22 protein-coding genes are annotated in these 19,186 nt (G+C 43.1%); 1 reads left to right on the plus strand and 21 read right to left on the minus strand.

All coding sequences use genetic code 11. From position 1 onward, the window contains the following. Window positions 1-3: 3 nt before the first annotated feature. The 21 genes from PGQ33_RS14790 to PGQ33_RS14890 form a co-directional block, all read right to left on the minus strand. A complete protein-coding gene (locus PGQ33_RS14790) occupies window positions 4-258 on the minus strand; it encodes a DUF4314 domain-containing protein (protein WP_227084817.1) in 255 nt (84 codons plus the stop codon). Between the two features lie 40 nt (window positions 259-298). Further along, window positions 299-610 (minus strand): hypothetical protein, encoded by a 312-nt coding sequence (locus tag PGQ33_RS14795; protein ID WP_004614509.1) that lies wholly within the window; start codon window positions 608-610, stop codon window positions 299-301. Between the two features lie 83 nt (window positions 611-693). Continuing rightward, window positions 694-1,680: an ArdC family protein gene (locus tag PGQ33_RS14800; protein ID WP_171027959.1), complete on the minus strand. Its 987-nt coding sequence runs from the start codon at window positions 1,678-1,680 to the stop codon at window positions 694-696. 5 nt (window positions 1,681-1,685) lie between these two features. Beyond that, window positions 1,686-2,492: a PcfB family protein gene (locus tag PGQ33_RS14805; protein WP_004614511.1), complete on the minus strand. Its 807-nt coding sequence runs from the start codon at window positions 2,490-2,492 to the stop codon at window positions 1,686-1,688. Window positions 2,493-2,494: 2 nt separating this feature from the next. Beyond that, window positions 2,495-3,778 (minus strand): relaxase/mobilization nuclease domain-containing protein, encoded by a 1,284-nt coding sequence (locus PGQ33_RS14810; protein ID WP_110102386.1) that lies wholly within the window; start codon window positions 3,776-3,778, stop codon window positions 2,495-2,497. Window positions 3,779-3,784: 6 nt separating this feature from the next. Continuing rightward, on the minus strand, window positions 3,785-4,093 hold the full coding sequence (locus tag PGQ33_RS14815; protein WP_015513332.1) for a plasmid mobilization protein: 309 nt from the start codon (window positions 4,091-4,093) through the stop codon (window positions 3,785-3,787). Next, window positions 4,072-4,248: a DUF3789 domain-containing protein gene (locus PGQ33_RS14820; RefSeq protein WP_015513331.1), complete on the minus strand. Its 177-nt coding sequence runs from the start codon at window positions 4,246-4,248 to the stop codon at window positions 4,072-4,074. The genes PGQ33_RS14815 and PGQ33_RS14820 overlap by 22 nt, the downstream gene beginning before the upstream one ends. Before the next feature lie 138 nt (window positions 4,249-4,386). Continuing rightward, entirely contained in the window at window positions 4,387-4,710 is a 324-nt protein-coding gene (locus PGQ33_RS14825) for a DUF7768 domain-containing protein (RefSeq protein WP_015513330.1), read from the minus strand. A gap of 81 nt (window positions 4,711-4,791) precedes the next feature. Beyond that, window positions 4,792-5,595 carry a DNA-methyltransferase gene (locus tag PGQ33_RS14830; RefSeq protein WP_226793175.1) on the minus strand — a complete coding sequence of 268 codons (804 nt, stop codon included), beginning with the start codon at window positions 5,593-5,595 and terminating at the stop codon, window positions 4,792-4,794. 20 nt (window positions 5,596-5,615) lie between these two features. Then, window positions 5,616-6,362 (minus strand): hypothetical protein, encoded by a 747-nt coding sequence (locus PGQ33_RS14835; protein ID WP_007884619.1) that lies wholly within the window; start codon window positions 6,360-6,362, stop codon window positions 5,616-5,618. 6 nt (window positions 6,363-6,368) lie between these two features. Beyond that, the gene (locus PGQ33_RS14840) at window positions 6,369-7,346 is read right to left on the minus strand and encodes a DUF3991 and TOPRIM domain-containing protein (protein WP_117980789.1); all 978 of its coding nucleotides are present in this window, start codon (window positions 7,344-7,346) and stop codon (window positions 6,369-6,371) included. After that, entirely contained in the window at window positions 7,346-8,506 is a 1,161-nt protein-coding gene (gene metK / locus PGQ33_RS14845; RefSeq protein ID WP_171027942.1) for a methionine adenosyltransferase, read from the minus strand. Before metK ends, PGQ33_RS14840 begins: the two co-directional genes overlap by 1 nt. Before the next feature lie 88 nt (window positions 8,507-8,594). Further along, window positions 8,595-12,971: a SpaA isopeptide-forming pilin-related protein gene (locus PGQ33_RS14850; RefSeq protein WP_055247154.1), complete on the minus strand. Its 4,377-nt coding sequence runs from the start codon at window positions 12,969-12,971 to the stop codon at window positions 8,595-8,597. 73 nt (window positions 12,972-13,044) lie between these two features. Next, entirely contained in the window at window positions 13,045-13,527 is a 483-nt protein-coding gene (locus PGQ33_RS14855; protein ID WP_006426989.1) for a gamma-glutamylcyclotransferase family protein, read from the minus strand. 12 nt (window positions 13,528-13,539) lie between these two features. Then, a complete protein-coding gene (locus tag PGQ33_RS14860; RefSeq protein WP_006426990.1) occupies window positions 13,540-14,496 on the minus strand; it encodes an amidoligase family protein in 957 nt (318 codons plus the stop codon). Between the two features lie 2 nt (window positions 14,497-14,498). Further along, the gene (gene dcm / locus PGQ33_RS14865) at window positions 14,499-15,794 is read right to left on the minus strand and encodes a DNA (cytosine-5-)-methyltransferase (RefSeq protein ID WP_055247004.1); all 1,296 of its coding nucleotides are present in this window, start codon (window positions 15,792-15,794) and stop codon (window positions 14,499-14,501) included. A gap of 70 nt (window positions 15,795-15,864) precedes the next feature. Further along, entirely contained in the window at window positions 15,865-16,416 is a 552-nt protein-coding gene (locus PGQ33_RS14870) for a hypothetical protein (protein ID WP_007884604.1), read from the minus strand. A 154-nt stretch (window positions 16,417-16,570) separates the two neighbouring features. Further along, window positions 16,571-16,861 (minus strand): plasmid segregation centromere-binding protein ParR, encoded by a 291-nt coding sequence (locus tag PGQ33_RS14875; protein ID WP_117980787.1) that lies wholly within the window; start codon window positions 16,859-16,861, stop codon window positions 16,571-16,573. Continuing rightward, a complete protein-coding gene (locus PGQ33_RS14880) occupies window positions 16,858-17,766 on the minus strand; it encodes a ParM/StbA family protein (protein ID WP_158575437.1) in 909 nt (302 codons plus the stop codon). Before PGQ33_RS14880 ends, PGQ33_RS14875 begins: the two co-directional genes overlap by 4 nt. Before the next feature lie 148 nt (window positions 17,767-17,914). Next, window positions 17,915-18,286, minus strand: a complete 372-nt coding sequence (locus tag PGQ33_RS14885; protein ID WP_233543001.1) for a DUF5720 family protein — start codon at window positions 18,284-18,286, stop codon at window positions 17,915-17,917. Window positions 18,287-18,326: 40 nt separating this feature from the next. Continuing rightward, the gene (locus PGQ33_RS14890) at window positions 18,327-18,623 is read right to left on the minus strand and encodes a hypothetical protein (protein WP_227084812.1); all 297 of its coding nucleotides are present in this window, start codon (window positions 18,621-18,623) and stop codon (window positions 18,327-18,329) included. 225 nt (window positions 18,624-18,848) lie between these two features. Between PGQ33_RS14890 and PGQ33_RS14895 the strand changes: the two genes are divergently transcribed. After that, window positions 18,849-19,085, plus strand: coding sequence for a helix-turn-helix domain-containing protein (locus PGQ33_RS14895; RefSeq protein WP_005341369.1), 237 nt, complete (start codon window positions 18,849-18,851; stop codon window positions 19,083-19,085). The last annotated feature ends 101 nt before the right edge of the window (window positions 19,086-19,186 follow it).

The following is a 19,186-nucleotide window of genomic DNA, read 5'->3' on the forward strand; positions in this document are numbered from 1 at the left end:
TACTTATCTCTGCAAGTCAGATTCTCTTTTCTTGCGTGGCTTTTCTTCTGGATGTTCCTGTCCTTCTTTCTTATGAAAGGAATCCACTCCCGGTATCAGTGAGAGACTTCTGCCGTTGTCCCAACTGATGCCGAGCTGACCTGCATCATCCACATACTGCACAGTTCCTTCCAGTCCCTGCGGCATACCCGCTTCTCCGTCCATCGAATCCAGACAGATTCTTGTTCCTGCCGGATATTGTTCTCTAAGTCGTGCCACTTTTTCTCTTGAATAAATGACCAATCAACCACTCCTTTCTCTACCAGAACATGTGTCTGGTGGTATTCGGTTTTGCAACCTGAATAATGATTTTATCTATTCCATCACTATATCTTCCGGCTGCAAGATATTTACTTCTAAGCCTGTTCAGTGCCTTACGGATCTGCCTTTGTTCCCCGGCTGTAATCTGCAGCCGTTTCTGGGCGAGGTCGTATTCACTTACTTTTTTCAGAAGAGCTTTCGTTTCTTCCAAACATTCATCCTGCTCACTCTGTGCCTGCAGCTCATCATTCAGTGCCACCACGAACATATTTTTCATAATGTTATCCATCTTCAAATAGTATTTTGTCATCTGGCTGACCTCCTTTTTTTATTACACCAACCATATCACAAGACCTCCGTAATAGCTACTCCAACCGTCCAACTTTTTCACTTTTATCGTTCCGGCTGGCTCTTTGCTTTTTTCTCTTTTCCGGATACTTGTTCAGATGGTTTTTCATCCTTGGTTTCCGGTATTTTTACAGGGTCTCCGATTGCGAACTCATCGGTTATATACTCCTGTTCCTTTGCACCAAAATTGCGTTCGATATGGTTTCGTATACTGTAGGAAGCCTGACGGACATCATTTAAAAAGTCTCTCAGTTCCTGCGGATCTTTCTTTCCACATTCATTTCTCTGTGCAATATACTCCAGATTGAATCCGGTAACATCCACACCATAACGTTTTGCAATCACATAGGCCGCACAATATGCCTGTGCGCTGACTTTCTGTCGGCTGTAGGTTCCGGTATGCTGGTCCAGTGCTGCACATGCCAGTTCTCTGTTCAGTGCATGGAATGTCGTTACTTCACTCATTCCGTTGCGGATATAAATGGTACGGTATCTCGGATTGTACTGGGCCTGCACTTTGTCTGGCAGATTATCCTCAATCTGTACACGCACCGACTGGTCTTTTAAGACAACTCCTACCAGTTCTGTCAGACTTCGCTGTGGGCGTTCTTCTAATGGCTTTCCTGACATCTGACTGATGTCAAATCCTTTTCCGATCGTATATCCTCTCCGCATTTCTCCGTCTTTTTCGTATTCAGTGGAAATCATATAAGTAATGCCATGCTCCCCTGCTTTTACTGAACGGTGTTCTTCTCTCCAGCGTTCATAAGACCTTACCACCTTAAAATCCGGATGCTGTCCGTAGATCAAAAGCAGATTCGGAGTTCTCTGTGTATTACACTCTGCCATAAAATCCAGAAAGCCTTTCAGTTTTTCTCCATCCTGAAAAACTCCCTGTGCCTGTGAATCTACTTCAGCCCATACCTCTTCTCTTTCCTGCTGCTTCTTGGCTGCATATTCTTCCTTGGTCAATTTCTGTTCAGGAATCTGCTGTTCTTCCGTTCCACCTGAAATCATGTCTGTTAAATCCATATACATTACCTGCCTTTCGTTTTCATATTCTTACGTTTCTTCCTGCTCTCTCTGGCATTTTTCCGTCTGTCCGGCCTCTTACGTTTCTCTTCCTGTTCCTTACGGATATCTCCGAGTTCTTTCCGCACAGATGGTTTTTCATTCTTTTCTTCCCAGCTAGTTTCCCGACCGGAAGAAATATTTTTGTTGCGCGAGAAAGGTTCGGACGGATTCTTTGCTTTCCCCTCCTGCGCATGTGTAAAATTTCCTTCCGGGAAAGCCTCATCCCCGATCTGGAACATTTCTTCCGCATCATCCAGTTCAAATTCTATCTTGCCTTCCGGCAGGACAACAGTCTCTGTCCGTACATTCTCCCCGGTTTCTTTTTCCATCTGGTTCTCTGCCTTTTCCGGTGCATTCTCTTTTTCCACTGCTTCTGTAACCATAGAGCCTGATTCTGCTTTTACAAAATCCAGATTCATCCGGTCTAATACCCGGTTCATCTTTGCTGCATCATCTGCAAATACCATGACCTCTGTCTGATCCGGATTCACCTTATCTTTGATGACAACATATAAGATACCTCTCGCTTTGGCTTCTTTCGCAAATTCTTTTAAGCGGTCACCCGGAACGGTAAAAAATTTCATCGGGCGCTGTTCCTTTAACATTCTGGTAAGCCTTGTTTTCCCTCTTGTCTTTTTCTGATCTTTCAGGGCGGCCGCAATAAAGATTGCCACATGCTTTGCCACATTTCCGGTAATCTTCAAAGAGTATTCCATTCCTTCCAGACTGTACCGCACCACCTGATCTGCCGGTTCTGCTCCGTAATTCATACTTATCTCACCTCCTGACTCTCTTTTTCTTTGTGTTCCACACGTTTCTCATTCTGGTTTTGTTCTTCTGCCTTTCGAAGTCTTTCTTCGATTTCCAATGAATGCTTTTCAATCCGGACGGTCATACGGACTTCTTTTCCGAGATTTTTTAATTCCTCATTGATTTCAGACAGCCGTGCTTTTCCACTGTCTTCACTGTCATTCCGATAGAGCTTTCTGCGTTCCTTCATCAGTTCTGAAATCTGCTTTTGTAACGGCTCACGGTATGTGGCAAGCTGTTCTCTGGTCGTAATGTCATGCTTCATTAAAAACTCAATCTGTTCAATCCTCTGATCCAGTTTCCGGATATCCTCTCTGACAGCGTATGGACTCCTTTTCGGTCTTTTTGGCAGTACCCCCATTTGATATAAATAGGAATAATACAGTGCCTGAATCCCGGTCAGTTTCTTTTTGGGATGAATCTGTACTGCCTTTTGATAGACTCGTTTCACCTTGGGCTGTAGTATCTGCCCACGTATTTCCTCTTCAGAATAATTTTTTCCAAGGGAACGCAGACGAATATACCGCTCCATTCCCGGAGCTTTTAAAGAAATGTATTTCCTGTTCAGTTTCCATGTATAACCCCGCTTTTCCATCTCTTTTAGGAATTGTGACCAGGAGTAGCTTTCCTGTACCGATTCCCTGATATCCAAACGGATCGCCGTTCTCCATGTCGGCTTTCCTTCCTGTTCTGCTTTCCACTGTACATAAGGGATTGATTTTTTCTGATTGGATTCAATGATAGACAGACCATATTTTCTGCACAGCTCATCGGAGATCTTCCGGATCTCCGTATAATAACTCTTTGCATTGCTGTGGTACTTACGCCCGTCTGCCATGCTCACAGAGTTCCAGACAATGTGGTTATGATAATGTCTGGTATTCAGATGCGTTGTGATAACGACTTCATACTGTCCCTTTAAGAGCCGGTCTGCCAGTTCCTGTCCGATGAGATGTGCCAGTTCCGGTGTCACCTCACCTTCTGCAAAACTCTGTACCAGATGGTATCCTTCCACACCGCCCATCTTATGGAATCTCTTTTTTGTTGCCACCATATCTGCATACGCATTTTCATTGGTACATCCGATGGTATCTTCGAAGACCGCCTGTTCCGTCTTTGTCCGGTTCATGGCATAATCAATGGCAGCCTCCAAAGAGTCTGCTTTCTGTGTGGTTTTTTCTTTGTCTTTCACATATTCGATGGAACGGTCCAGGCGGTGGACGGGGATAACACTTGTATAAGCCATCGGTCATTACCACTCTTCCTTTACCAGATGCCATGTCTCTTTGGTAAGCCGCAGCATTTCCTGAATACTCTGCTCGCTTGCCATACCAGAAGCATTGGCAACATGTGCAAGCTGATTGGCATTGTTGCATAAGCCTGCAATCTTTCGGAGCAATTCGGGATGATGCTCACAGGGTTTTGCATGAACCTGCGCTCCTAAAATCAACGAACGCATAAACTCTTCCCGGCTCAGACCGCTTCTTTCGACCTGCTCATTCAGTTCCCTGACTTCCCTTGCATTAAGCCGTACCGGGATCACATGGTTTCGTTTTCGCATTGCATCACCGTCCCTTCTTTTTTCTCTTCCTCTTTCATCATACCGCCAAGATCCTCATCGGATTTTTTCGCTGCAACCATGCAACAGGTCACTATCACTCCTATAAATCCTCCGCTCATCAATGCGATTACAATCATTACTCCATTTCTTAACATGACTTGATCCTTCCTTTCCATTTCCGTCTGTGTCCGGGGGATTGGGGTTCTCCCCAAAGTGCGTTTGGATATCCAAACGCTATGCTTGCAAAACGAGTACCGCCAGTTTCTGTAGCACCGGATTGACTCGATTCTGATTTATTTTGATTCTTTTATCTGTACCAGTCCATCAAGTGTCGTACAAATGATATGGAGTCTGTCTGCCATACTGATTTCGGTATTCATTGTTCCTGTCACTTCTTTCCCACATACGACTACCATCCGGCATCTCCGTAAAAGGATATGGGACATTCTTCCATATCCCTGCATATCTTCTGCATCAGACTCTTCCAAGAATGGTGAGAATACAAATCTCGGACAGATTGGTACATACCCAAGTTCATAGATTTTTCTGCAATATTTCTGCACTTTTACCCGGCTTTCTTCTGCTGAACAGCACACATAAGCCAGCGCCTGTTCCATACGCTCCATCTCCTTCCTGCATCCAGTTGGATGCCACTCATTTTCTCTATAAAAAACAAGATGTCCAATTGGACATCCCGGCTACTTTTCATCCTCTTTCTGCTCTGCTTCTAATGCAATTTTCACTCTGTCACTTCCCAGTTTGTAGTAGGCATCTGTTACCTCAATTCCCACTGCACGATAACCTGTCATAACCGCTGCAAGGACAGTTGTTCCTGCTCCGACAAACGGGTCCAGGATCAGCCCTCTCGGTTCACAAATCTGGATAACATCTTTCATAAGCTGCAACGGTTTCTCTGTCACATGAATCCGGTTCTGCGGATTGCCATATCGGAAGACGCCCGGCAGACAAGATACCGGACGGTTGATCGGCATCGGTCCGTTACTGCCCCACACAATATATTCAGCCTGCTGGCGGAAACGGCCTTTCTGTGGACGGGAGTTTCCCTTATCCCACACCGCTGTTCCTCGCCAGATCCATCCTGCCCACTGCAATGCATCGGTAATCGATGGATACTGACGCCAGTCAATGAACAGACAGATCGGAGCACCTTTCTTGCAGGCTTTCCGCACATCATAGAGCCATTCAGCCATCCAGTGCGTCCAAGATCTCTGGTCTTTGTTATCCCCATCGAAATCCGGAAGTGCATTGGCAGCACTCATACTGCTGTATTTCTGATTTGTAGTACGATTTCTTTCATTCTGTTTTGTTCCACCGGATGCATACGGCGGATCGGTAATAACTGCATCAAAGATTCCCGGCTGGAATGCTTTGACCAGTTTTAATGTATCTCCATGTAATATTTTCCAGTTTTCCCCTTCAGTATATTCCTCCGGGTATGTTCCCTCTTTCATAAGTTCTTCCAAACTCAGGCCATTTGTCATAGGCATCATCCTTTCTTTTCTCAGCGTTCCGGCTGATTTTTCTTCTTTGTCTTTTTATTTTCTTTGGGCGGCGGACTCAACTCAGTTTCTACATATTCGCTGATAATCAAAAGTGCTTTGTAATAGTCCCCACTTTCCAATACCCTTTTACGCATTTCTTTTGCTTCTGCTGTCTGTTTATTCTTTTTCAAAAGAGTTGAGGCATCGCCCATAATGGAAAAAATATTCCCATCATGTCCAAGGAGCTGTAACTTGGGACGTTGTTTCTCAGGCTTTGTCGGAATCTGCTCTGTTTTCTTTTCATACATTTTCGGCTGTTCCATATTAGGATGCCAAAAATGCACATTCATCGTTCCACCATCTACCTTGATATCCCTCTGTTCAAATCCTTCACCCCACCCGTCACTGTACTGCCCTGTAATGTATTCGGTGAATTCCTGTAGTTCTTCCTGACTTAAAAATTCATTTAATTCCAGTTTGGTACAGCCGTACAGGATTCCGTCTTTGTTTTCTATCGTAACAACTGCACTTTGTATCTTTTCCTGAATGGACTCACTTCCGTCAAAATACTGCATGAGATCATCTTCCCCATAGCGTTCCAGTTCTTCTCGGATGACTTCTTCATAATCGGCAAGTTCTGTTCCATCTAATGGCATTCCATATTCATCACTCTCCGACCACTCTTCTTCCCATTCGGATTCTTCTGAATAAAGATTTCCAGTCAGCTCCGTCAACAGATGTACGTGCATCGTTCCTTTTTCTTCCATTCTCTATCACCTTCTTTCCAATGGTCTGTCCCTGCATTTATTTGCCTGCTTTTTTTCTTTCGCAAGGTCTGCATAATCTGCCCCTTCTTTTTCCGGCAGATTGCAGATAATCTGATACGTTCCCTCGTAATGTTTTTTCATCTGTTCTTTCGCCCATCTCCCGGCAAAGTCATTATCGGTGCATATTTCAATTTCTTTGATTTCCGGATGGTTCTTCAGAAACTCTTCCAGTGCGTCCGGCGGCTTTTTAAAACGTTCACTCTGTATCAGTGCGTTTTCTTTCGGAGCAGCGATTCCCCCAAGGGAAAGACGATATTTATCCCTCTTTCCTTCTTCCAGTGTCATGTGTGCCAATGCATCAATACACGCTTCATATACGGCAACTCGCTTTGTTTCTCTTTCAGGTGGAATGCAAAAGCTGTACTTTTTTTCACTCCCGGTCTGCTCCATCTTGAATCCCTTCCCGTTTTTTTCATAGATTCCTCGCAGGAATGCATATCTTGCTTTTCTGGATTCATCTTTCCCAACAAAAACTGCGTTATGGTACGGGACACTTTCATAAAGGATTTCATGTGAAATACAATATGTGATCACTTCATCGCTGATTCCTCTGTGGTTTAAATAAGCCCTGATTCGTCTGCAATTACAATATCTCTCCGGCAGTTTAAATAGTGGTTTTTCCTTTTCGGCAGACTGTGTCGGAATAAAAGACGGACTCTCTTCGCACAGCAGTTTTACAGCATCTGTAAATTTCATTCCATCCACTTCAATCAGGAACCGCAGTGCAGACACTCCCCCGATATCTCTGGATTTCCAATGCCATTTACTCGACAATTCATTGATTTTAAAACTGTCATGGTCCGTCAACTGCCATTCATTTCTGGTTCTTGTCTTTTGCAGTCTCTGTGCCTGATGTGTTCGCAAATACTCATACGCAGTCATATTTTTTGCTGCCTGAATCTCTTCTTCTGTTACCCAAGGCATTACAGAATCGTATCCTGAAGAGCCAGTACCTTATCTGTCCGCTCCCAAGGAAACTCCTTTCTTCCAAAATGACCAAAAACTGCCGTCTGCCGGAAAATCGGACGATTCAATCGAAGGGATTCCATGATCTGAACGGGTGTCACTCCAAACACCAGTGGGATTGCTGCCGCCAGACAATCATCTGCACACACTTTTCCTGTACCAAAGGTATCTACCTCAATCATAACCGGTTCTGCTACTCCGATTGCATAAGCCAGAGACACCTGACACTTGCTTGCAAACTCAGCAGCTACTATATTTTTGGCGATATACCTTGCCATATAAGCCGCCGAACGGTCTACTTTCGAACAGTCCTTTCCCGAAAATGCACCGCCGCCATGCGGAATCATACTGCCATAAGTATCCACCATCAGCTTTCTCCCCGTCAGTCCGGTATCTGCATCAAACCCTCCACACACAAATTTTCCTGACGGATTAATCAGAATCTTCGTATCCTCATCCGGCGGCAGTAATCTGAGTGCTGAGCGAAGCACTTTCTCTCTAATCTCGGCATCTAACTTCTTCAGGCTCTTTTCTGCACCATGCTGGCAGGAAACAACAACACTTTCCAGTCTCACTGGTTTTCCATCTTCATATTCTACGGTTACCTGTGCTTTTCCATCCGAAAAGATATCTTTGATATATCCGCTTCTTCTGCAAGCCGAAAGTTCACGTGTGATCCGGTGTGCCAGAACAGTCGGCATTGGCATAAGCTGCGGAGTATCATCACACGCATATCCGACCATAACACCCTGATCTCCAGCTCCCCTGCTTCTATCTCTTAATTTTGCGCCGATATTATCCCGAAATTCTTTCGACACACTCACTGCTTTCGCAATATCTGGACTCTGCTGGTGTACAAACGTATCCATTTCTATCCCATCTGTACAATATCCACACTCTTCTAAAACTTTTCGGATCACATCAAACACTGGTGGTTCATATCCGCTGGTGATTTCTCCTGCTACAAACACATTTCCTCTTGTAGCAAGGACTTCACACGCCACTCTCGAAGATGGATCGTAACGCAGACATTCATCTAAGATTGCATCTGCTATCTGATCGCATACTTTGTCTGGGTGTCCTTCTGTTACTGATTCTGCTGTATAAAAACGTCTCATCATTCTTCTCCTTATATACAGACAGGGCAGAAGCTGCTTTATGCACATCTCCTGCCCTGTCAGATTGGTTTATCCTGTAATTCTTATTTTATTTTTCTTCTGTTTCTTTTTTGTTGTCTGTCATTTTTGACTTCTTTCTGCGGTATACAGTCACTCCTGTAGCTGTTCCAGCAGATGCCAGTGCAAGCAGAACAAACGCCCATATTTTCTGGTTATCACCTGTTTTTGGTGCATTTGTTTTTTCTGTTGTTTTCTCCGGTGTTCTGGCATCTTTCATTTCTACTTTCTGGACTTCCATTGTATCTTTCAATGTAAATGTGACATCTTCCGCAATCTCGTAACCATCCGGTGCTGTGATCTCACGCAGAGTAAGTTCTTCATTGACTGGGAGTTTTTCAACGGAATGTGGTTTTCCATCTGTAATCCACTCTTCCAGAACAGTTCCGTCTTTGCGGATAATCTGAAGCTTTGCCCCTTCCAGTTCTTTTCCGGTTGTAAGGTCTGTTTTTGAAATTTCCACTTTGGAATATTCATCTTTCATCTCAACCTTTGTCACACTGCCATCTTCTTTGACTTCAAACATCACATCGCTGGCAGACACATAGCCATCTTCATAAGGAGCCAGTTCCTCATGTAAGGTATAACTTCCTTCCGGCAGTCCGTAAATGACATGTTCTTCCTTACTGCTTACCCATTCTTCCACAACATTTCCGTCTTTATCAATGACCTGCAGTTTGGCTCCTTCCAGCTCATTTCCGGTAGTTGCATCTGTTTTTGTAATGCGTGTTTCTGTCGGCTGATTCTCAACTTCTTTGTTCAGTTCAATCTTTGCAAGATTCTGATTTTCGTAAGTTGCATCTACATTCCATACTTCCTCATTTGGAAGATATCCAGCTTTTCTGACTTCCTCTTTGACATAGTATTTTCCATGTGGAAGATCACTGTCGAAAGTAAGTGTTCCCTTTGCATCCGTTGCTTTCTTTTCCAGCAAGGTATCTTTCTCTACGAGAACCTCTCCCTGATTAGAAAGAATATCTTCTGCAGCATACAGTCCAAAAATAACACCTTCCAGCTTTTCGCCTGTGACAGAATCTTTCTTTTCTACTGATACGAAAACTTTCTGTCTTTCATTTTTATAGGTAACGCCTTCATAAACAACTGCCTGTGTATCATCCTCTGCTGTCAGGGTAAATTCTTTCTGTTCTGTATTTAGGACAAAATTCTCTCCTGCTACAACTTCTTTCAGATAATACGTTCCCAGTGGCAGATTGTTGATAACTGCTGTTCCATTTTCATCTGTAGTCAGTTTGGCTACCAGGTCATCTTTCTCATATCGGACAACTGGATTTCCTGCTTCGTCCTTTGCTCCGTCCGGTGAATAGATGGTATCTTTGGCATATATTTCGAATTCAGCGCCTTCTACTCCGGTTTCTTCATATTTAAAGCCTTTATAAATACCTGTTTCTTCTTTTCCAGATACGGCATTTCTTACTTTTGAAACCAGTGCTTTTACTTTTGCCAGAACAGAATCTCCGGTTACTTCGGTAAGCTGTTCTCCCTTTTTCGTCAGGAGCAGGCTTCCTACCTGTTCATCGTTTTTCTGTTCTACCTCTACAATCGCAGCTCCTGTATCTGGATCAATCTGATGTGCAGTGTTTGAGGATACTGTAATTACAATACCACTCTGTGGATTTTCTTTATATGTTCCTTTTGTAGTCTGTTCTAATGGTGAAATAATCGTTGTTCCATCATACAGGGACTCCTCGCTTCCCTGTCTTACAAATCCTTCCGGTGCTTTCACTTCTTCGATTCGGTAGGTAGAGCACTTCAGTTCCTGCGGTGTGATCAGATATCCTTCCTCGTTTGTTTCGAATACACTGATCTTTTCTTTCTTCGGATACTGAACAACCTGTTCCACATATTTCTTATTTGTCACATCGTAAATCTTATAAGAAGCACCAGCCTTTAAAACAGTATTTCCAGTCTGTGCATCCTTCTTTACAATTTTCAGCAAAAATTCAAACGGGCGGTCATCAAATACTCTCCACTGCATTGGCTCTCTGCTGTCATTTTCCACATTTACAACAAATGGATCAATGGTTTTCAAATTCTCAGGGGTAGTACTTTCCACTACAACATAACTTCCATACGGCAGTTCCGGGCTGACTGCATATCCTTTTGTATCAGTGATCAGTTCTGGTACTGGTACGGCTGTTCCATTCTCGTAAGTAACTGCAACCTGCTCTTTGCTGAAGTCATAATTTTTGAAATCGCTTGCTGTATAGCTTTCTCCATTGGCTGGCTTCAGTTTTCCATTTTTTACCTGTGTCAGGTCGCTGATCAGATATACCTTAAATCCTGCTCCTGCAACCAGGTCTGTTTCTGTCTGCTCTCCATCTTCACTGATTTTGATTAACTGGAATGCCTGTTTCTTTACCTGCTCTTTTACCGTAAGGTCTCTTGTCACTTCGGCAACATCCTGACCTTCATAAGTTACTGATACCTCGTATTTGGTAGTATCCAGTGTATATCCTTCCGGTGGAGTGATCTCTTTTACATACATTTCTCCAAGGTATAATTCTGAAAATTCCAGTGTTCCGTCATCTCCGATGACTCCCTGTGCAATCAGGCTGTCCTGTTTATACAGAACCCCTGTTGTGCCATCCGGATGCACGATGTCCTCTTTTGCATACAGACCATACACAGCACCACGAAGAACACTGTCCCCCTGCGCTTTAAATGCAAGTGTTTCTTTATCGATCTTTGCGATTTTCACCTTTCCGGTGACTCTCTCATCTGTTGCTGTTACAGTCATTGTCTTTCCGGCAGTAACAGCCACTTTATATACTTCTGTATTCAGTTTGTATCCTGTCGGAGCAGTGATCTCTTTCACGTACACTGTTTTCAGTGCAGAATCAAAATAATCGCTGACTGCTTTTCCGTCTGTTCCGGTTGCTGACATTGTCATCAGCAGATTTTCACACTTCTTATCAGTATAAATACCATAAACTGCTCCTGACAGTGGATTCTGTGTATTGACATCTTTCTTCATAAGTTCAATGCGTGTCATATTCAGCCACTGTACACTGAAGCTTACCGGCGCTGCTGTTTCGCTTTCAAATACACCGATATCCTGCTTGGAATCTCCGGTTGTCAACACCAGTGTTCTCCATGTCTTTCCGACAGAACCATATAAGTTGCCGGAAGCATAACTGCCTGTCAGTAATAAATCTGCGGACAGATAGAATGTATCTCCACCATAAATCTGGATTTTTCCATTTGTAACACTTGTTCCTTTGGAAAGATTATGTGCTGTCACATTTTCTGGTACACTCAGTGTCACATAGTTTCTGTGATCTCCAGACAGTGTGATATTTGGTGTTTTCTGGATGTTTCCATCCCGTACTGCATTCAGCTTTGTGCTTGAAAGGCTCAGTTCACCTTTTGGCGGTTCTTCCTGTCCAAACAGATAATTGATATATGCGATAACCCCTGCATTTACAAGGTCATTATAATTACACCCTGTAAATCCGGCTTCTCCTGCATAAGCATAGCTGGCTGCAATGTGTGTATACACATACTTTTCATCTTCCGTTTTTCCAGACAGATAACTTCCTGTCAGATCTCCTGCCCCGCCATAACCATAATAAAGGACTTTCTGCAGATTTTTATTGCTGTCCAGTACCTGTGCTACATAACTTCCACTCGGTGGGGATGCTTTCTGGGACTGAAGGCAGTATGCAATTTTTCCATTGACTGTAAACAGGCAAGTAAGATAATTTCCAATATAACTTGGATAATAAATAGTTCTCCCCTTTGTCAATGTAACTGTGGAACCGCTGCTTGTAGCTCTTTCAGCCGCAGACAATACCATCACATTTCCCTCTTCGATGTCCTCTTTCAGTTCTTTGATTGCCTGTGCAGATGCATCTTCTTCGGATGTTTCAATTTCTACATCTGTGTAGTTCTGCACAGGCGAATCCGAATCATCTTCAGATTCTGTATCTGACTTCTGTTTCTCTCCACCATTTTCTTCGGAATGTGCCTGTCCTTCGGTATCCGTCAGAGTCACTTTACGGGTGATGGTATAGCTGTCACTCTTATCTTTTGGAACGACCATATAAGTGGCAATATATGTTCCTGCTTTGTCTGAATGATACTCTCCACCATTCTCATCTTTGATACTTACAAGCGTAACATCTTCTTTTTCTGCATCATAATGGATTCCTTCCATACTGGTTTCCACTGCAAATGTATCATCTGAAACTGCTTTTGTGATATCATCTGCTGTAACTGATGTATCTTTCTGGCTTGTTACCGCCTGTTCAGATGCCTGTACTTCCGTCTGCTGTTCCGAGCCTGTCTGTTCGGCCGCAAACGCATTCGCACTGCTCAAGGTACTGATGCCCATCAGGACAGCCAGTCCAAAAGCAGCAATTCTGGTCTTTAATTTTCTAACCTTCATGTGCTTTTCCTTCCTATTATAAATAGATTTTTTCAGTAAAATACCGCAGAAGATGTTTCCTCTGCGGTACGTTTTATCTTGCATATCGATTTTTTTCTTTTTTTACTTCCTGTCTGGTACGTTTTACCGCTTCCATGACAGACTCCGTTGGAATCTGGTTATCCTTACATCCTTCCAGAATTCCATCCAGATAAAATTTCGATGGCTTTGCCGGAACATCTTTGTGCGGAGCGTTCATCATATATACAAACACTTCTTTCTCCACACCATCCTGATTTTTTACCCGAATCGATTCTTTCCCATAAAAACTTGGGAATCCTTCATAAAAATCCAGACTCTTCTCACACGCTTCTGTGATTTTCCATAAGACTCCTTCGACATAGCTTCCTTTTTCCGGCAGAACCGTTGCTACCCCATTGCCCGGAGCCCTTCCCCGAAATGCCAGCCGATAATTTTCAAGCCGGACGTTTTCCACAACTTCCGCAGCCGGACACCTGTACTTCATCTGCTCCAGATTCATGTTGCTGCCATAAGCGAAGTAATATCTATCTTTCATTTTTTCTCACCTCTATCTGACTCCTTCTGTCCTTTGATTTTTCTTCAGACACTCATACGTGCTTTTATCATATCTCCACGCAAGATCACCATCCAGATTTGCCAGCAGATGTTTTCGAACATTTTTATATTCGTCTCCAATTAACCCAAGTCTCAATAAAAATGTACGAAATGTAAATGCCGGGTTTTCTGATATCAGTGTCTTTTTCATCTGTGTCGATCTCTGATTGATTGCCTGTGCGGAAATGGCTAATGCCAGTGTAATATTTGCTCTCACCTTTCCTGCATGTAGTGTGCTTTCAAAACAACGCCATTCCAAAGTTCCCTTGGAAAACACAGCATGAAGATTCAGAGCATAATAACGGGTATGATCATAATGGGTATGACTTCCATCCCTGCCTCCATACCAGACATTTCTTACTCGGTCCATTGTGATTGATTTATTTGGTATTTTTCGGATTTTCTCCAATACCTCCGGTCGCACCCTCTGACAATAACTATTTGCTCTTCTCTCCTGCACTTTCAGTGCTTTGAACAGGATATCTTCCTTTGCATACATAATTGTCAGTGCATTTTTCAGACTCTGCGGTGTATGATTCGATGCATCTACATGAACATGCTGACCACAGGACTCATTTACAAAACCTCCATGCTGTCGCAGACATCGTACTACTTCCTGTAACTTTCCCATTTCATCATAGGATAATTTCGGTGATACCATTTCTGTTGAATATTCTCCACCTGCGTCTACAATTCGACCGTATACTTTCCGTTGTGTATAAATGCTCCCATCAGACATAAATTTCCACTTTTTTCCTTCCAGATCTATCACTGACCAGACTCCATAAGTAGTGCCGTCATAATATGCTTCTGTTCCAAACATTTCAGCAACAACTTCTGCAGCACGTTGTCTGGTAATCCCTGTCATTTCGATTTCTGTGCCAAAGTATTGGTCTTTTATTCCGATCATGCCTAATGGATTCCTTTCTCAGACACTTTCTGTGTGTTAAGTTCGGAGTCTGCCTTTTGTAACAATCTGCCAATTGCCTCGATAACATTGACAGTTACTCCGTTTCCAGCCTGTTTATAAAGCTGTGCGTCAGAAGTGCTGTCTATGATCTTATCAATCTGCCAGTCGTAATAACCCTGCAGTCGCAGACATTCCCTCGGAACTAACCTTCTTATTCTGCCGTGATACAAGATGCCATGACGATCGGTTGCAGTAATTGTAAACATCGGTTCTTCGGGTTCTTTCATACGTCTGCCGTTCTGACGAACATTCTCTTTTGCTGGTGTTAAGACTGCTCTTGCTCCATCCTCTGCTAATACACCAGAACATTCTCCTTTGTATTTGTGGACACCGCATTGTCTGGTATTCAGGCTTCTGCATTCTTCCGTTACCACCGGCGGAGGTGAAAGATCGACAAAGTGCAGCGTTCCCTGTTGAACACCTGTTGTCAGGGTATGTGCGATCTGGTGTCCGACTCTTCCTCTCCTGCTGTTGAGATTCGCATAACCCAGATCGATGCTGTCCCCTTCTCTTGCAAGTTTGTAGCCGAGCTTTGTATTCTCTTTGATTGGAACACCTACATCATATAATCCTGTCTTGCCGCCCATTCCACCTGCCTGTGATGTCAGGGTACAGCTTAGTCCTTTGGGACTGTAGACTCTTTTCCCCTGACTTCCTGCCCGGACTTGAACAAGAGCTGCTCCATTTGTTTCTGGTTCAGGTAATACTTTTCCGGCACATCGGAAATCAAAATATCCGACAATATACACCCGTTTTCTTGCTTGGGGGACTCCGAAATCCTTGCTGTTAAGCACTTTCCATTCGACATGGTACCCCAGTTCAGAAAGCGTACTGAGGATGGTGCAAAACGTCCGGCCTTTGTCATGCGATAACAAACCGGGAACATTTTCAAGGATAAAATACGAGGGTCTTTTAGCTTCAAGAATCCGGGCAATTTCAAAAAAGAGAGTTCCTCTTGCATCTGCAAATCCTTCTCGCTTTCCGGCGATAGAGAATGCCTGGCAAGGAAATCCTGCACAGAGTAAATCAAAATCTGGCATTCGTTCTGGTTCGATTGTTCTTGCGTCATTACAATACCACTCCCCTTCCGTATCAAACAGCAATCGGTAGTTCTTATCCGCATAAGTATCCACCTCGCAATGTCCGACACAGACAAAGTTTCCTGCCCGTCTTAAGCCTTCACGAAATCCCCCGATTCCGCTAAAGAGATCAAAAAATTGAATGGTTGCGGCTATCAACCTCCTTTTTGCTGATAAAAACAGGCGGCATGATCTCTCATACCGCCCTTCGTTATTCTGTATCAATTGGTTACCATTCTGTTGGTTCTTCTGCTTTGGATTCTTCCGGATCAGTCTCTCCTTCTGGTTCAGTTTCCTCTTCCGGTTCACTTTCCCCTTCTGGTTTGTTTTCCTCTTTCGGTTCACTTTCTCCATCCGGTTCGGCTTCCTCTTCTGGTTCACTTTCCCTTTCCGGCTCAGTTCTTTCTTCCGGTTGAGTTTCTTCTGTTCCCAATTCTCCAGTTGTCTGTTCGGATTCTTCAGGCTGCTCTTTGCTTTGCCATTCGACCTCTACCTTTTCCAGTGCTTCTTCTATAATCTGAATTAAGAAGTCTTTCTGTTTCATGTGTTTCTTTCCGATGACTACTTTTAATCTCTGGAATAATTCCTCTGATACCTGTACTGCTACTGTTCTTACTGCTCCCATGCTTATTTCTCCTTTTCCTTCCACTCTGTTGAAATGTTCTTCAATGACCTGTTGTAAAAATTTTTGTGTGCTGCTTTCTGTGAGTTCAATCTCTTCTCTTACTTTCTCATGTAAGTCCATCGGGATCTTTCCGCAGATATTTTTCATCTCTGCCATAACCTTTCTCCTTTCACTTTTGCTACACACAACATACTCCAAAGCCGCATGGAAAGCTATTCACAATACCCACCAAAGATATCGATGCATTTCTTGCCTTACCCCTAGCAGATCCAACAATGTATGTATCGTGCAATCATAGGCCTCACCCCCTTTACAAATTTTCCATTTGAGATAGAAAATCCATCATCTGATCTGGTATTTCTTCCGATGATGGTTTCGTTTTCAATTGTTCCGTAGTGCCACATATTCCTAATTCCCGAACACTTTCTTTTATCGTCTTTTGAATGACTTCTTCCATCCATTTCCGATCCTCTTTTTCCAGAATTGCCTGAACCAGATACTGGCTTTTCTGCCCTTCTGGAACACTTTGAAATTTCTCCCATGCCCTTTGGTGTTCTGGTTTTTTCAGATTCGGGCGGAACGAATACACAGGGCGTGTCATCTCGCCCACATCTGCTGTACAATCCGTTCATACCCTGTTGCGTTGGCATGGACGTCCTCTATAAAAACAGGGCGGCAAATCGCGTCCTGTGCGGTCACGTGGCGTTTTAAAATTGCAGAGCCTCCACCCATAAATACGGTTGGTACTGCCCGGAGATCAAATCCAGCTTCTGTTACCGCAGACAGTATTCTTTCTATATATCTACGTCCGTTCTCCTGTATGATCCGTCTGGCCTCTTCTGCCATACTGCAAGATTCCCCTCGAAGCACACGCTCAATCTGAGTTTCTGTCACAGACAGTCCGGTATTTCTACGCACTTGCTCTGCTGTTTCATCAATGCATCGGATCACTCCAAGCTCCAGACTCCTGCACGTTGCTGCATTCGGAACAGCATTGTCCAGCCTCATAAGGTCAACGGTCCAGCCGCCAATATCAACAAGCAGAACAGACGGTTCATTCTTCAGATACTCTGGATGCAGAGCAAGCGCAGAGTATCCCTGTGGGAACAGTTTCACATCTTTTATTGTTATCTCATATAACTCACTTTCATATAAAAATCGCACTGGCTGCTCTTTCCGCAACAGATACTCCCTGAATCCCTGTTTCTCTCTTCCAAAACTTGAAAGCGGAAGTCCGACAGCCAGAATTACCTCTGTCTTTCGTTCCGCTTTCCGATGCTTGATTTCTTCTGCAATGGCTGCCAACGTCAGCAGATAATAATTATCATTGGACGTTTTATTTTTTACCAGTGTCTGTCTCCCTGTACCACAGACGTAATACTTTCCCTGATACTGCAGAACATTCTGCATGGTATACGGCTCGTAATCATACCTAATAATTCCACTTGGGAAAGACACTTGTCTTGTTTTTATTGCATAATAGCCATGATCAATTCCTATGATTATCACAATCACACCCTTTCATTTTTCTGTTTAACGTAAGGTCAAAAATGCTTTCACTGCTGCAACGGATTGTTGCAAAAGTGCCATTCGTGAACACTTTTCTATGTTCCAGCGTCCCAAAACCTGCGGAAAATCTGGCTTTTTTATACCACTATCGCCAGAGGAACACTACTGTTCCTTCCCAGCCGGTTATAAAATATCCCTCTCCCGGCGGCGGTCCAGCCTGTCCGGGGGGAGGGATATATCGCAAGTTTTCTTTTTGAACAATCGCCTGTCTTTTTATTTTTATGAGATGTTTTTCCTGCTTTTGTAAAATGGGAAGATACTCCGGTTCTGTCAGAAACTTCCGTATGTAATTCCCCTTTTCTCCCAGTCTGTTATCATTTTCTAGCAGCTCCATTTCCACCATGTAATGGGTATCTGGATGAAATCTCTTCTCACACAAAATGCTGTCCCCTTTTATATAATCGGATTTAGCCGATTCTCTTGCTGCCGCCAAGAGTTCATAAATACTTACTTCCACCTCTTATCACCTCCCAAAAGACCAGAAAAAAGCAGACCTCTTAATCGAAGTCTGCTCCTGTCGGATATGGTAATCCTCTTTCTTCATATTTTTTATCAATATAATTTCGAATCCATTCCCTGTATTCTTCCGTTAATGCCAGTTCCTGAAATTCTAACAACCACTTTTCCCCTTTTGCTTCGTCATCAAGCCATCGATCTTCTATGCACTCCGGCTCATCTAACATTTTCATCATCGCTTCAAATGGCTCTTTTACATCATCACCAAATTCTTTCCATAAGGCGATTCCATAGTTCTCCAGTTCAAAAAATTCTGTCAGATATGTCAATCGTTCCATATCCCCCAATGTCATTCTTTTTTCATCTGACAATAATGCTCGATCTCTTTTGCCACATAGATTTAAAAATTTTCTCTTTTCCATCTCCACATCCATTATACTTTTACCTCTTCCTGTTAAAAATAATTCCTTATTACGAAACATTATAAAATTTAAATTCTTTAGAATCAATATATATGTTTCTGTATTACGAAACTTTTTATTTTATAAGGGGAGTTCATCATTATGCAAAAGATTAGACCAGATATGGATATTGGTAAAAATATCCAAGCAATTCGATATAAAAACAATATGACTCAAGACCAAGTAGTTGCAAAATTAAATCTTATGGGTATCTCCATCACCAAAAGTACCTATGCCAAACTGGAAACAAATCGCATGAACATTAAGGCATCTGAATTAGTTGCACTTGCAAAACTCTTTCATACCGATATCAATGCTTTCTTTTCCGGCTTGCTATAGTTCGACATTCCCCGACTCCCTGTGTATATAATAGCATATAAAAAATAAGAACCAGTCTATATTCTTATCGGATATAAACCAGTTCTTTTTTCTTATCAAAT

This window comes from Coprococcus sp. AM100_B19A (assembly GCF_027662015.1).
Classification (GTDB): domain Bacteria; phylum Bacillota; class Clostridia; order Lachnospirales; family Lachnospiraceae; genus Allocoprococcus; species Allocoprococcus comes.

What these genes read in the sequence shown, in the direction of transcription:
- PGQ33_RS14795 (WP_004614509.1), bottom strand. Translation starts at nt 610, where the DNA reads ATGACAAAATACTATTTGAAGATGGATAACATTATGAAAAATATGTTC.
- PGQ33_RS14800 (WP_171027959.1), bottom strand. Translation starts at nt 1,680, where the DNA reads ATGGATTTAACAGACATGATTTCAGGTGGAACGGAAGAACAGCAGATT.
- PGQ33_RS14805 (WP_004614511.1), bottom strand. Translation starts at nt 2,492, where the DNA reads ATGAATTACGGAGCAGAACCGGCAGATCAGGTGGTGCGGTACAGTCTG.
- PGQ33_RS14810 (WP_110102386.1), bottom strand. Translation starts at nt 3,778, where the DNA reads ATGGCTTATACAAGTGTTATCCCCGTCCACCGCCTGGACCGTTCCATC.
- PGQ33_RS14815 (WP_015513332.1), bottom strand. Translation starts at nt 4,093, where the DNA reads ATGCGAAAACGAAACCATGTGATCCCGGTACGGCTTAATGCAAGGGAA.
- PGQ33_RS14820 (WP_015513331.1), bottom strand. Translation starts at nt 4,248, where the DNA reads ATGTTAAGAAATGGAGTAATGATTGTAATCGCATTGATGAGCGGAGGA.
- PGQ33_RS14825 (WP_015513330.1), bottom strand. Translation starts at nt 4,710, where the DNA reads ATGGAACAGGCGCTGGCTTATGTGTGCTGTTCAGCAGAAGAAAGCCGG.
- PGQ33_RS14830 (WP_226793175.1), bottom strand. Translation starts at nt 5,595, where the DNA reads ATGACAAATGGCCTGAGTTTGGAAGAACTTATGAAAGAGGGAACATAC.
- PGQ33_RS14835 (WP_007884619.1), bottom strand. Translation starts at nt 6,362, where the DNA reads ATGGAAGAAAAAGGAACGATGCACGTACATCTGTTGACGGAGCTGACT.
- PGQ33_RS14840 (WP_117980789.1), bottom strand. Translation starts at nt 7,346, where the DNA reads ATGCCTTGGGTAACAGAAGAAGAGATTCAGGCAGCAAAAAATATGACT.
- metK (WP_171027942.1), bottom strand. Translation starts at nt 8,506, where the DNA reads ATGAGACGTTTTTATACAGCAGAATCAGTAACAGAAGGACACCCAGAC.
- PGQ33_RS14850 (WP_055247154.1), bottom strand. Translation starts at nt 12,971, where the DNA reads ATGAAGGTTAGAAAATTAAAGACCAGAATTGCTGCTTTTGGACTGGCT.
- PGQ33_RS14855 (WP_006426989.1), bottom strand. Translation starts at nt 13,527, where the DNA reads ATGAAAGATAGATATTACTTCGCTTATGGCAGCAACATGAATCTGGAG.
- PGQ33_RS14860 (WP_006426990.1), bottom strand. Translation starts at nt 14,496, where the DNA reads ATGATCGGAATAAAAGACCAATACTTTGGCACAGAAATCGAAATGACA.
- PGQ33_RS14870 (WP_007884604.1), bottom strand. Translation starts at nt 16,416, where the DNA reads ATGGCAGAGATGAAAAATATCTGCGGAAAGATCCCGATGGACTTACAT.
- PGQ33_RS14875 (WP_117980787.1), bottom strand. Translation starts at nt 16,861, where the DNA reads ATGACACGCCCTGTGTATTCGTTCCGCCCGAATCTGAAAAAACCAGAA.
- PGQ33_RS14890 (WP_227084812.1), bottom strand. Translation starts at nt 18,623, where the DNA reads ATGGAACGATTGACATATCTGACAGAATTTTTTGAACTGGAGAACTAT.
- PGQ33_RS14895 (WP_005341369.1), top strand. Translation starts at nt 18,849, where the DNA reads ATGCAAAAGATTAGACCAGATATGGATATTGGTAAAAATATCCAAGCA.